Genomic DNA, 12,952 nt, shown 5'->3' on the forward strand with positions numbered 1-12,952 from the left:
TAATTATTATATAGTTACAAAATGTTTTCGTTTTGAAATTCAATAATAACACTTACTCCACGGATACTTTCATGCCAATAAAACGCTTACTGATCCTCTTTTTATCTTTAGCGTTTAGTGAAGCTGTTATTATGCTTTTTTTAGCCGCATTTGTTACCCAGTTTACCGGTGTTTGGCTTTCAGTAATATTAGATTCCAGCCTTATCGCGTTAGTAGCGATTGTCACTACCCTTTACTTATTTCGCGATAATGACTTTGTAACTCACCAAAAGCTCAGAACTGAGTTCCTTATTATAAAAATAGCTATGATTGTGTTCACTGTTGAAGCAATCATAATGTTTGCATTTAATTTTGATGCTCTCATGTTAAAACAATGGCAAATCATGCTCATTGACGGCTTAATTTTAAGTAGCTTAAGTGTCTCGCTTATTTATTTATTCGTAATTAAATATGCTTTTTCATTAAACCAATCACATAACACACAAAAAAACACGACAAAACTGACTAGTTCATTGGCCTACTGTTGCTCTGCGGTATTGTTATATATCGCCTTATATATGTTTTACCAAAGCCAATTACAAACACGTATTAATAATGTTATACAACATGAAAAAAATGAATTAAAACAAGCAAAAAAAGCTTTTTTACAACAACTTAATCATGCCTCTCGTGACTTGCTGATTTTAAGAAACAATCATCATTTTAAAGATCATGACATTTTAAGTTCGGTCAATAGAGCTCAGCTAGAGCAAGACTATGCTAACTTCATTTCTATTAAAAACTTTTATACACAAATTCGAATTCTTGATCTAACAGGTAAGGAACTATTAAGGGTGCATAGAGACAAGCACAATGTTGCTATAGTCTCAGCAGAGCAGCTACAAGACAAAAGCCATCGTTACTATTTTAAACAGGCTATAAAAATGAACCCGTCAGCTATTTTTATTTCCCCATTAGATTTAAACTTTGAAAACGGTGAGATAGAACGCCCTTTTAAACCAATGATACGTTTAGCTTCTGTGCTAATGGGACCCAAAGGAACTAAAATAGGGCTACTTATCGTCAACCTTGAAGGAGCTCACTTACTTAGCCAATTAGACAATATCTCAAAAAATTCATCAGGCAATATTATGCTGCTTAATAAAGATAGCTATTGGTTATTTGGAGATACCAATAAGCAATGGTCATTTATGTTTGCTAACAGACCGCAACACCGTTTTAAAGATCAGCAGCCACACATATGGCAAAGCATGCAAACCCAAGCGAATGGAATTATTGAAAATGAAAACAATGTTTATATTTATGATCACTTAACTTTATTAAACGACATGTTGCTCCCAAATAATATCGCTAATAGCCTAATAAACAGACCCGAATGGACATTAATTAATAAAGTCCCGCTGGCTAAAATAGAGAGTGAGTTTAGTAGCTTAAAGAAACTTATTATCGCTCTTTATCTTGGTATTATGACGTTAATGATATTTGTTATTTATACTTTTGCCATCCACACAATTAAAAGAAGAAAATATCAAGCCAGAGTAGAAAACTATGCTTATTTTGACAGTTTAACAGGGCTTTATAACCGCCGTATTTTTTTAGAGCAGCTTGATTTAGAAATCATAAAAGCAACGCAGCTTTCCTGCCCTTTGGTACTTATGTACCTTGATTTAGATTACTTTAAACCCATCAATGATGAATTAGGCCATGGTGCAGGTGATGAAGTTCTTAAAGAGGTGGCGATTCGCATCAAAAGTTGTTTGCGACAACAAGATATTATTGCGCGCATTGGGGGAGATGAATTTGCAGCAATTCTTCCTCAGTTAAACGATAAAAAAGCAATAGCGGATATTGCAGAGCGAATTATCACAAGTATTAACACCCCCTTTACTATTTTTGATCAGCAATGCAGCTTAGGTATAAGCATTGGTATTGCAACCAGCGCGTCAGAAACTCAAACCAGCATTAAGCTTAAAACACAGGCAGACCAAGCCCTTTATGAAGCTAAAAACTCCGGCAGAAACTGTTATCGCTTTTCCAAATAAACATTTTAAATTTAGTATTTTATAAATTTAAAATAAGCTTTGAAGCGAATACTTTTTTAAGGCATTAATTATCACTTTAAGTTCTAGCTTTAAGTATTAATATAGCCGGAGTTCTATTATGTGGTGAGGCTAAGAATTCATTGCATAGTAATGCATTAAGATTCATTCATTAAATGAACTATTCAAATTTATCAAATAAATAACATATCAAGTGCAGTCTATGTGTCTTCTATTTAGTCATACAAACGATAAATGTAAAAACAGCTTTATTTCAAATCAAAATTTTAAAAACTAGGCATTCTCATGTTATCAAAACGCATAATTCCTTGTTTAGATGTAAAAGACGGCTAAGTCGTTAAAGGGGTTAAATTTAAAGGCCACGAAGTGGTTGGCGATGTACTTACCCTAGCTAAAGCTTACAGCGAAGCCGGTGCTGATGAACTGGTGTTTTACGAGATCAGTGCAAGTGTTGAAAAACGCCTACTCGATGTCAATTTGGTGGAAAACATTGCCCGCCATATCGATATTCCATTTTGTGTAGCCGGTGGTATTAAATCGGTGGCTGATGCAGCTCGTGTGCTTGAACGTGGCGCTGACAAAATCAGTATTAATAGCCCTTCTATTGCGCGTCCAGAGCTAATTAAAGAATTACATGATGAGTTTGGCAAGCAGTGTGTAGTTGTTGGCATTGACAGCTTTTTTGACGAAACAACCTGTGAATATCTAGTTTATCTAGCTTACTGGCGATCCTAATGCGTCAAGCCGCAACGGTTACGACAACGAGCAACTCAGCAAAATACGCCAGCTGTGTGATACTTCTTTAATCGCCTCAGGCGGTGCAGGCAGCATGCAGCATGCAGCATGCAAGATTTTGTTGATGTATTTCAACAAAGCCAAGTGGATGGTGCGCTCGCAGCCAGTGTTTTTCACAAAAACGTGATAAACATCGGTGAACTAAAACAATTTTTAATCGATAACCAAGTGGCAGCAAGACTATGCAAGTAACCTTAGAAAAACAAACTCAAGTTGCTTTCGCTAAAAGCGAGATGATCCCTGCCATTGTTCAAGATGCCCGATCTGGCGTAATTTTAATGCAAGGCTTTATGAACAGCGAAGCGCTAAAAGCTACACTGCGTCACTGTTCGCAGAAGACTTAAGCCGTAGCTGTCAAAAAGTAGGTGGAGAAGGTGTAGAAGTGGCACTTGCGGCAATGAAACACGACAACAATGAACTTACCAACGAGTCGGCCGATTTGTTGTATCACCTTGTTGTACTATTACAACGACAAGGGTTAGAACTCACTGATGTAGTTGCTTGCCTACAAGGTCGTCATAAGTAAATACAACGATTACTGTGTGCGCCATTATGTGGCGCACATCGTTATAACAAGCCATAATTTTTCTTTTTAATTCAGCCTTCTCAATAGCATTTATTCTCTCCCTTAGGTATCCTTTAGCTAATATTCAAGGAATAGCTATTACAGAAGGATAGCGCACTATGAAAACTTATATATCGCTTATACTCACTGGTCTTATTTTGTCTGGCTGTAGCAGTTTAACCAGCGAGCAAAAAGCCAAATTAGACAGCTTAACGCCCTGTGAAAAAATGGATGGCTTAATAACCGAATTCGATAATCGCTTTGATGCGTTAAAAGACACCAAAGTACAAAACTCATATTTAGATGTGTGGACTGCAAAGTACAACGTTTTTGGCGATAACTGCCAAGTGACTAGCTTTAACAATCAAACTGTGACCTATCAATGCCAAGAAAGCTACAAAGATCAACAGCAGGCGGTAGCTATGCATCAACAAGCAGTTGAACTCACTCGCCAATGTTTAACTAAAAAAAACAACTGGTTAGAAACACAAAAAGAGTCAGAAACGTCGCTGCGTACTACCTTTGTACTTGATGATAAGTCGCCGGTTATTTCTGTTTATACCAGCAAAACGTTATCAAAAATTAAAACTTGGTCGACCTCTTTAGAAGTAGGAAAGCCCGTCGCCACTAAATAATGACGAGAGAATGTATGCGCCAAACACCCAGTAAACAATCCACTCATTTAAAAACAGACTGTATCGGTGAATGTTATAGAATGAATGTCTACTGCACTGGGTGCGGGCGCACTAGCGACGAAATATTCGACTGGATTATTTTAACTGACGAACAAAAAGAAACAATATTGGCCTCCCCTCGTGAAGACGCCAAAAAAGACTAGCTTAAATTTTTAACCGTTAAGGCGCATTACGTTGTGATGGGTCACGTTTAAAATCTTTGCTTAATTGCTTAGGATCTAACGCTTCACGTTGTTTGCTAGCACCTTCTGCCCACCAAACTAATTGATTAAAGGTGCGCGAAAAATAGCTATCCCACGATGTTTGCTCTGTCCTATTGTTTGCTTCACCATTTTCAATAAACACATCTTGCGCTTTTGGTACATGGATCATTGCTGATACCGGTAAACAACCCAGTTCACTTAAAAAACTGCGCATACCAACAGCAGCGCGTACGCCGCCCCATTGCCCTGCAGAATAGGTCACTATCGCGCTGGGTTTATAGCCAAATAAAGAACTACCAAAATGGTTTAACAAATTAGCGAGTGCCGGACTCATAGAATGATTATATTCAGGGCTCACCATAACAAAGCCATCACATGCTTTAATTTTTGCCGCTAAATCATCAAGCTGTTTAGGTGCCTCAGCCTGCGAATAAGCAAAGTGCGGTTTAAACACAGGGTCTAAATCATAATCGAGCGGATCAATAAGCTCTATTTCATGCTCAGAGTAATGCTCAAGCAAACAACGCTCACATGCTTTCGCTACCCTTTCCCCTAAACGCGCAGGCTTAGGTGGGGTACTTTTTCTAACCGAACCGAGAAAAATTAAAAATTTCATGTATCGGCACTCCTTTTTAATTGCAAAAATAAATACCTCAAAAAAGTTTGAGGTATTTACTGTACGGTTTAAGCTTTATCGAGTGCTTGGCTTACATCGGCAATAATGTCGTCAATGTTTTCAATACCCACCGATAACCGAATTAAATCGCGGCTAACGCCAGCATTGGCGAGCTCTTCATCATTTAATTGGCGGTGCGTGGTCGATGCAGGATGACACGCCAGCGATTTAGCATCGCCGATATTTACCAAGCGTAAAATCATGTTAAGGGCATCAATAAACCGCGTACCAGCCTCTAAGCCACCCGCAATACCAAAACTTAAAATACCTGACGCTTTACCATTGGTAATTTTTTGGCTCATTTCGTTATACGGGCTTGATTTTAATCCCGCGTAATTAACCCAAAGTACCTTAGGATGGCTCTCTAGGTATTCAGCAATTTTTTGCGCGTTTTCGCAGTGGCGATCCATTCTTAGCCCTAACGTTTCAAGGCCAATTAAAATGTCTGATGCGTTTTTAGGCGCAAGCGCCGCACCGGTGTTTCTAAGGGGTACAACGCGGCAACGACCAATAAACGCCGCCTCAGCAAACGCATCGGTATACACAACATTATGATAAGACGGATCAGGCTCATTCATCATCGCAAAACGAGTGGCATTGGCTTTCCAGTCAAACTTGCCCGAATCAACAATCATACCGCCAATCGCGGTACCATGGCCGTTAATATATTTAGTGAGTGAGTGCACCACAATGTCGGCACCTAACTCAAATGGACGACACAGATACGGCGTAGCCACGGTGTTATCTACAATTAAAGGCACTCCTTTACTGTGGGCAATTTTTGCTAGGCGAGCGATATCAACTATATTCCCTGCAGGGTTACCAATTGACTCGCAAAAAACCGCACGGGTGTTTTCATCAATGGCGTTTTCAAAACTGTCAAAATCATCGGCTTTAATCATTCGCGCTTCTATACCTTGGCGCGGCAAGCTGTGAGCAAATAAATTATAAGTGCCGCCATACACTTGGCTGGTGCTTACAATATTAGTGCCCACTTCACATAAACATTGAATCGCATAGGTAATCGCCGCCATACCCGAGGCTACCGCCAGCGCACCAATGCCGCCTTCCATCGCGGCAATACGCTGCTCAAGTACCGCATTGGTCGGATTCATTATGCGGGTATAAATATTACCCGGCACTTTTAAATCAAATAAATCAGCACCGTGCTGGGTATTATCAAAGGTGTACGAAGAGGTGTTATAAATCGGCACCGCCGCCGACTTAGTGGTGGCTTCAGATTCATAACCATGGTGCAACGCTAAAGACTCAAGTTTCATAATTTATTCCTTCAATATAGTTACATCTAACGTAGCATTTAATGGTTACAAAATGCACATGAAATATACTAAAGAATGTTGAAGGAAATAGATTTAATACTATATCTAGCTAAGTGTTCAAACTACTGTCGCTCATATATTCAAGAAAATGAGCCAAGCGCGCATATTACTCTTCTAAGTATTTATTAAACACAATAAAAACTTAGTGATAGTAATATGTTAGGTAATTTGTTAAAACTATATGTAAAAGAAGATGATCGCAGCGCTGGTATGAATATGCGCGATGATCGCACTATTAATTGTTAGGTGTAATCCAACCATCGGAGTTTTTATGTCCCCAAAGAGTCAACAATGCCTTAATATTCTTATTGGTATATCCAAGAATAAATCGACAATAACTTATGGTGACCTTGCTAAACAAATAGGTGTTGCAGCACAAGGAATTGGCCGTTTTTTAAATGAAATTTATAGTGATATTACTATAAATCAACAACTCCCTGACATAACCCTTCTCGCTGTGTATTCCAAAAAGACATATGGCTTATATAATTCAGCAGGAGGAACAGCTCAAAGTATTGTTTTCGATCCAAATGAACCGGTTCAAATGGCGCAGTATTTAAGTGACCGGCAAAAAGTTTATGCTCAATGGCCATAACAAATTACACCTAACAAGGGTTTTCAAGTCGGACTCGTAACAGCTTGCTCGGTTCCACTTCGTTTCACATTTTAGCAAGCTATTACTCGCCGCTTAAAACGGCGTTATAAGCCTAGGATAGTATGTACATCACTGATACAAAAAAAGCAGAAGATTGGCTTTTAGTAAGAGAAGAAGCAATGCAATCTTCAGATAGCTTATTGTGGATGAAGATTTTTAATGACTTCTTTTATGGTCGCTTAGAAAGCCGTTATTTAAAGCCGATCAAATTACTCCAAAAAGGTGATTGTTTAGGAGAAGGGTTCTCTATTTCAGCTATTCATTGCTCGATCATTGAATTTTTAGAATCGACTTATAAAGGGGTTAATTACAAAAGGGTAAGGAAAGGCTCTGAACTCGGAGAATATGAATATAAATCCAGCAAAAACTGCTTTATTTCCTTTCTTACTCAAAGGTACCCATTTAGCCAAGTATTCAATGATGAAATTGCTAGTGATTTCTACTCTTCCGTACGGTGTGCTCTATTGCATGAAGCATCTACAAAGAATGGGTGGAAAGTTTGGGCAGCCTCTCACAGTGGAACTGAAATTGTCTGTGCGGAGACTAAAAAAGTTTTTCGTAACGACTTTCATAAAGCTATCGACTCATATGTTTTATGGTATAGAAAACAGCTACTTGAGAGTGAGGAGCTTCAAAAAGCCTTTATCAGAAAGTTCGACTCTTTGTGTAAATAGGCTTATAACAAGTTCAATCAAAACGGACGCATACTCGCTGGTCGCTTTTTTTGCAAAACGCTTCGCTGCCAAAAAGAGTCCATCAAGCATGCGCCGTTGTTGCAAGCGTTATGTGCTTCAATAAGTCTGAGCATTACTCAAGCAAGGAGAGAGTATTTTGACATTAGATGAATACAGAATAGAATTTGAACAATCTTCAAACAGATCTATTTCAATGCCGGTTGCTGGAACCATAATTTGGGGTTTAGTTGGATTTCTAAGTACACAATTTAGCGCAAATATTTCTATATATATTCTACTTTTTGCAACAGGTGGTATTTTTCCTATAGCTTTAGTAATTGCTAAATTTAGAAAAGAGAACTTAGTTTCCTCATCCAACCCTTTAGCAAAACTAATGGGCCTATGCATAGTGATGGTTAATCTTCTTTGGGCTGTCCATATACCGTTACTTTTAAATGCACCTGAATTTGTTCCTTTGAGTTTAGGCGTTGGCTTAGGACTTCATTGGGTAGTATATTCTTGGATCGTTAAACATCCTGTTGGCTTAATTCATGCTTTGTTAAGAAGTATTTTAATTGTAGCCGCTTGGTATTTATTCCCTAACAGTAGTATTTTAGCTATCTCTTGCGTTATCGTTTTAACTTATTTAATAAGTATCTATCAAATGTTAACCAGGGATATGACAAACACCTAAACTCTGACAATGTCCTTAAAATCATTTGAACATAGAGAAGGCAATTAGTAGTAAATGAGTACCAAAACTCATTTAACTCTTGAATATGATCAGCACTCTCCCCATTGAGTTACTATAACAAGATGGAGTGATAAATGGATTTACTCAACGCTATTGATATTGAAGTATTTTATTATTTAGGTGGAATGTTACTCGCCTTAGTCGTTTTTCAGGGAATGTTTAAGTTAGTTACTTGGAGCAAAAAAATGCCAAAGGGGGCATTGGTCTTTTTAGCTTTTTTTCCATTAATATCAATCTACCCTATTCCTCCTCAAGAAATAAAAAAAATTGAAAGAATGAAGCAAAAACAAATTAAAAGCGAAGATGAAAGTGGTGATCCAGCTAATGAAGATGAAGTTATTTAATAACTAACATGCTAACTTAGAATAATAAGAATTTAATCTGTTTTAACTTAACGTAAATAAATGGTACCAAGCCTTTGAAAATAAATAATAAAACTCTAGGTGTTTTGCTTTACCTATGCTTAGCCTTAATATTACTTTTGATTGCACTAAGTTATAGCAGTGGCCGATTATCGCACTCTTCACCTCTCAACTCAGTGGTAAAGGAACCAAATACGTTAAAAGCAACTCCCCCCCTTAGTTTAAAACAAGAAACACTCGATGATTTATCCGATAAAAACACTATCGCCCCTATAGAAAAAGGCATACAAGATCAAAATAACCAACTTGCTGTAATGGCCATTCCACGCTGGAAACAACAAGGGCAACTAAAAACACATTTAGTGCAGTTAAAAAATAAGGCTGGCAAAGGCGATATTGATGCAAAGTATATTGTTGCAGCTAATTTAAGATATTGCTTTACTGCCCCTATTGATGATTTTGCCTTACAAGCAAAGCTAGAAGCCATAGCTGATTATACCGATGCAGGTGAAGCAATTGATGCTACGTTAGAAAGATTTGATTACTGTAGTGGAATTAATCAGGAGCAACGTCGTGAGTTTTATTTATATTTTTATGATGCAGCGCAAAACGGATCTGTTGCAGCGCAACAAACATTTGCTGATATAACAGCAGAGTTTTATATGCAATCACAAGGTTTTAAAACACAAAACAGAGATGAGTACATTAAAAAGCGCGATGCATTCAAGCTACAAAAAATCGCTTTTTTAGAGCAAGCAGCCCAGCATGGCAGTGAAAAAGCGTTAATGAAATTGTCGGCTTTGTATCATTCGCAACAAATCAGCGGTAATAGCTTAGCAAAGTCGTACGCATTAAATCGCCTAATGATGGAAATAACTGAAAACGGTGAACTATATAATCGTTATGCATGGTTTGAGCAACGGCTATACCCTCAGCTTTCACAGGCTGAACTCAGTGAAGCCAACACTATCGTGAATGACTGGCTGGCAAACATTTATCAAAATGGCAGTCTTTACCCTTATTAATGATCAAACCATAGGCAATATAACAATAACGACTACCAACTCATACTGAGCCAGTGTATTTGAACAGCGCTGATTCAGTAAATTCTAATATTGACATGACTTGTGTTTATCCAAGGCTGTCGTAACTTTCAAGTAACGACCGCCTTGCATTTATTGATATAAATTAGAATTTAGGGTTTAGGGTTTAATATAATGTCGAATTCACCATCACTTCGCACGTAAATAAAGCTTTCATCATCATCGTTGAAAGAAAGTTGGTGAGCATGTAGGCCATTTGAACCAAAATAACTACCGGGTTTAAGTGCCTTTAAACTACTTTGTGTTTGATAGGCTATCTTTCCTTTGATTAATACAGCGTGAAGTGTATTTGCTTTACTGCTCAGTGCTGCTGATACACCTGGTGGAAATTTGAGAAGTGCACCTCTAAATTCACCTTCTTCAAGGCTACCCCACAAATAGGTTATTTTGACGCCCGTTTTAGTCATCGACTCTTTAGAAGCCAAAGGGGTCAAATCTTGACTTCAGACATTATAACTCCTGACCATCTGCTTCTGGCACTTTGCTGCCAATCGTTAATGCAAAACACTAATAATAATTGAGGTTGCCTTTGTTTACTGGGCTTCATTGTAATAGACCGAAGTAAAAAGTGACTACCCATGTTACGTTTAACATTTCCCCCTTCATCACGCCCTGAAAATAAGGTATTGCTGAGGAATGTATTCCATGGATGAAATACAAGGCGTAACTTCGCCAAGGATGGTGAATATACGCCGCTTACGTTCAAGCAATGGTTTATTTGAAGGATAAAGCGTGACGCTCGGGTGCGCTGAGAGTGTCCAGAGAGGGACCAGCGGTAGCCCCTCTTTGGCTGCTGTCGCCAGTGCGACAAAACCTTAAATAAGGTTTATTTAATCATTTACATCTCAGCCTTTAATTAACAAAAAACAATCAATCAATTATGCAACACATCAATATTTGCTAAAGCATGAGTGAAAAGCACAGTGTTGTTTTTTAGAAGCGCAGCTTCTCTTCGCCCTCTTTGTAAATCAATGATTTCAAAATCTAATTTTACAAAGATAACTAAATAAGCAGGAAGCGAGAAAATATAACCATAACGCATTCTAGCTTGGTTTTTGGCTATTTTTCATCATATCTAAATAGCGCCCTTCAATGAATTTTTTTTCTTTTGTAAGGTGTTTCAGTGCGTACTGGGTTTTTTCTAGCTCTTGCTTTAATGTGTCTAGCTCCTCACTACTTTCTGGCCCGTCAGTTTGTAACTGTAATTGCTGTAGCAGTTGGTCTTGCTCTGCAATTTGCCTTTTATATTCGTTTAAAGTGTTAAGTAATCTTGTTTGGTCGGGCGTTGAGGATGCATCTGCGTTTGATGTTTTATCACTATTTTCGCTTGCGGTTTTAAGCGCTTCGTAATCTGCTTGTAACTGGTCTTTTTCTTCTTGAAGCACAGTCACTGCATCATATTGTGCATAGAGCTTTTGGCGAGTAACTTTTAATTTTTCAACACTTTTATCCAAATCACCCTTAAGTTTGCGGATTAACTTATGCGAGCGTTTTAATTTTTTATTGAGATCATCGATTAGCTGTTGTTCTTTTTCGGTAACATGATCTTTGGTTGATGAAGTAACCTCAGTTAATTGCTGTTGTAATAGCATTTGTACACTGATTAACTCAGCGATAGTTTTTCGATTATCGTTAACATAGCTCATAGCATTTTCAACAGACTCTCTGCACATAGCTAACGTCGCATCATCCATTGTTCCGTTACTTTTAACCATGCTAAGTGCAAATGCCCTAAACTCTCTGAGTATCAGTAAAAGAATATAAAACCACGCGGCTAAAATAAGTAGCCCAAAATTTATAGCAATATAATGATAAACCTCAGGCGGAAATACGGCATATGGCATTATTTAGTTATCTTAAATTAAGTGTTTATTTACTAGAGTTTAGCGCTGTGAAAAAAATCTGCCATAATAACAACAACATTTAAAAAAAAGTTACCTGTGTGAAAATACTTATCGTGGATGATAGCCATGCAACACTTGAAATAGTACGCCGAGGGTTGGAAAAGTTTGGCTATCGGAAGTTATTAATAGAAAAAGCCAACAATGCTAAATCTGCGTTAACGCTGATTGGTAGTTGGCACCCCGATATTGTGCTTACAGACTGGCATATGCCTGATATGTGTGGAGTTACGCTATTACGTGCAATAAAGCAAAGGCAACTTAATATAATAGTAGCAATGCTAACCACGGTTGATGAAAAGTCTCAAATTGAAGAAGCCATTAGCTTTGGCGCATCTTTTGTTCTGTCAAAACCTTTTACAGATGAACAACTTCACGATAAGTTATTACCTCTGGTTCAACTTGTAGAAAATAACGAAGTCATTCCTGATGAAATTGAATTAAATGATGATTTAGCGTTACCAAAGCTGTCGCAATTAGAACGGTTGTTTCATAAACATATAAGTCAGTCTTTAATCGTAAACACAATTCAATCGCAGGTATTCGATGAATCTAAAGTACCCTGTGTAATGGCTGTTTATGAGGATCCTAAAAGTCAAAAAGTACGCGCTATTGCCATACTTGATATTTATGCCGCCTGTGTAATGGCAATTGGTTATAGTAGCTTGTCGGCTGAAGATATTAGTAACTCGATATTATCTGGCGTTGTAACAAATACAGCATTAAGCGCATGTAAAAAAGCGTTAACGGAAACGGCTTTTGCCTTTTTAGACAAACGAACACGCGTTAGTTTACAAATCAAAACGGTCAAAGTGATTACCACGCCTTTTCGTAAGCTCACTTTGCTGTATAAAACACCTGCTGAAAAGCGCATTGATTTTAGCTGCCAGCTTGAGGGCATGGCACAAGGTAAAATTATGCTGGTTGGTATTTAATAAATTAAACTTACGTAGTTACCATTATAAAAAAGTTTAATTTTAAAAACACCCTACTCCTACAAAAGCGCAGCGTCTCTGCACCCTCATGGTAAATCAATCACTTAAGGGTCTTATTACACAAGGAGAAGTGAATGAGCAAAAAATGAGAAACAAAAACCATCACACAGTCTTAAACGCGCCAGTGAAAAGTCAAATATTAGCTCCCCCCGAAGCCCGTAGCCCGTAGCCCGT

General features: G+C 37.9%; 13 protein-coding genes and 2 pseudogenes. 11 read left to right on the top strand and 4 right to left on the bottom strand.

Features of this window, described 5'->3' with window-relative positions:
- Window positions 1–71 precede the first annotated feature (71 nt).
- From CWB75_RS10235 to CWB75_RS10255, 5 genes and pseudogenes are all read left to right on the top strand, one after another.
- Complete coding sequence (locus CWB75_RS10235; protein ID WP_138570583.1) at window positions 72–2,042, top strand: diguanylate cyclase domain-containing protein; 1,971 nt, start codon at window positions 72–74, stop codon at window positions 2,040–2,042.
- Between the two features lie 303 nt (window positions 2,043–2,345).
- Window positions 2,346–3,047, top strand: a pseudogene (gene hisF / locus CWB75_RS10240) (imidazole glycerol phosphate synthase subunit HisF).
- Window positions 3,038–3,381 (top strand): annotated as a pseudogene (hisE, locus tag CWB75_RS10245) (phosphoribosyl-ATP diphosphatase). The pseudogenes hisF and hisE overlap by 10 nt, the downstream one beginning before the upstream one ends.
- A gap of 158 nt (window positions 3,382–3,539) precedes the next feature.
- The gene (locus tag CWB75_RS10250; RefSeq protein WP_010388878.1) at window positions 3,540–4,055 is read left to right on the top strand and encodes a hypothetical protein; all 516 of its coding nucleotides are present in this window, start codon (window positions 3,540–3,542) and stop codon (window positions 4,053–4,055) included.
- 14 nt (window positions 4,056–4,069) lie between these two features.
- Window positions 4,070–4,258: a DUF1289 domain-containing protein gene (locus tag CWB75_RS10255; RefSeq protein WP_138570584.1), complete on the top strand. Its 189-nt coding sequence runs from the start codon at window positions 4,070–4,072 to the stop codon at window positions 4,256–4,258.
- A gap of 16 nt (window positions 4,259–4,274) precedes the next feature.
- Here the strand turns inward: CWB75_RS10255 and CWB75_RS10260 are convergent, their stop codons facing one another.
- Window positions 4,275–4,934, bottom strand: a complete 660-nt coding sequence (locus CWB75_RS10260; RefSeq protein ID WP_138570585.1) for an NADPH-dependent FMN reductase — start codon at window positions 4,932–4,934, stop codon at window positions 4,275–4,277.
- Between the two features lie 68 nt (window positions 4,935–5,002).
- Window positions 5,003–6,274 carry an O-acetylhomoserine aminocarboxypropyltransferase/cysteine synthase family protein gene (locus CWB75_RS10265; RefSeq protein ID WP_138570586.1) on the bottom strand — a complete coding sequence of 424 codons (1,272 nt, stop codon included), beginning with the start codon at window positions 6,272–6,274 and terminating at the stop codon, window positions 5,003–5,005.
- Window positions 6,275–6,605: 331 nt separating this feature from the next.
- On the opposite strand from CWB75_RS10265, the gene CWB75_RS10275 reads away from it, so the two are divergent.
- From CWB75_RS10275 to CWB75_RS10295, 5 genes are all read left to right on the top strand, one after another.
- Complete coding sequence (locus CWB75_RS10275; protein WP_138570587.1) at window positions 6,606–6,929, top strand: hypothetical protein; 324 nt, start codon at window positions 6,606–6,608, stop codon at window positions 6,927–6,929.
- A 122-nt stretch (window positions 6,930–7,051) separates the two neighbouring features.
- The gene (locus CWB75_RS10280) at window positions 7,052–7,663 is read left to right on the top strand and encodes a hypothetical protein (protein ID WP_138570588.1); all 612 of its coding nucleotides are present in this window, start codon (window positions 7,052–7,054) and stop codon (window positions 7,661–7,663) included.
- Between the two features lie 157 nt (window positions 7,664–7,820).
- Window positions 7,821–8,357 (top strand): DUF7010 family protein, encoded by a 537-nt coding sequence (locus tag CWB75_RS10285; protein ID WP_138570589.1) that lies wholly within the window; start codon window positions 7,821–7,823, stop codon window positions 8,355–8,357.
- Window positions 8,358–8,491: 134 nt separating this feature from the next.
- The gene (locus tag CWB75_RS10290) at window positions 8,492–8,761 is read left to right on the top strand and encodes a hypothetical protein (protein WP_075170199.1); all 270 of its coding nucleotides are present in this window, start codon (window positions 8,492–8,494) and stop codon (window positions 8,759–8,761) included.
- Window positions 8,762–8,835: 74 nt separating this feature from the next.
- The gene (locus CWB75_RS10295; protein WP_075170200.1) at window positions 8,836–9,804 is read left to right on the top strand and encodes a hypothetical protein; all 969 of its coding nucleotides are present in this window, start codon (window positions 8,836–8,838) and stop codon (window positions 9,802–9,804) included.
- Between the two features lie 170 nt (window positions 9,805–9,974).
- On the opposite strand, the gene CWB75_RS10300 is transcribed toward CWB75_RS10295, so the two are convergent.
- Together CWB75_RS10300 and CWB75_RS10305 are read right to left on the bottom strand one after the other, a co-directional pair.
- Window positions 9,975–10,289: a DUF4437 domain-containing protein gene (locus CWB75_RS10300; protein ID WP_010388887.1), complete on the bottom strand. Its 315-nt coding sequence runs from the start codon at window positions 10,287–10,289 to the stop codon at window positions 9,975–9,977.
- 636 nt (window positions 10,290–10,925) lie between these two features.
- Window positions 10,926–11,726, bottom strand: coding sequence for a chromosome partitioning protein ParA (locus CWB75_RS10305; RefSeq protein ID WP_138570590.1), 801 nt, complete (start codon window positions 11,724–11,726; stop codon window positions 10,926–10,928).
- Window positions 11,727–11,824: 98 nt separating this feature from the next.
- Here CWB75_RS10305 and CWB75_RS10310 point away from each other — a divergent pair, with 98 nt between their 5' ends.
- Window positions 11,825–12,718 carry a response regulator gene (locus CWB75_RS10310; protein WP_138570591.1) on the top strand — a complete coding sequence of 298 codons (894 nt, stop codon included), beginning with the start codon at window positions 11,825–11,827 and terminating at the stop codon, window positions 12,716–12,718.
- The last annotated feature ends 234 nt before the right edge of the window (window positions 12,719–12,952 follow it).

It is taken from the genome of Pseudoalteromonas sp. S1608 (assembly GCF_005887265.1).
Lineage (GTDB): Bacteria > Pseudomonadota > Gammaproteobacteria > Enterobacterales > Alteromonadaceae > Pseudoalteromonas > Pseudoalteromonas undina.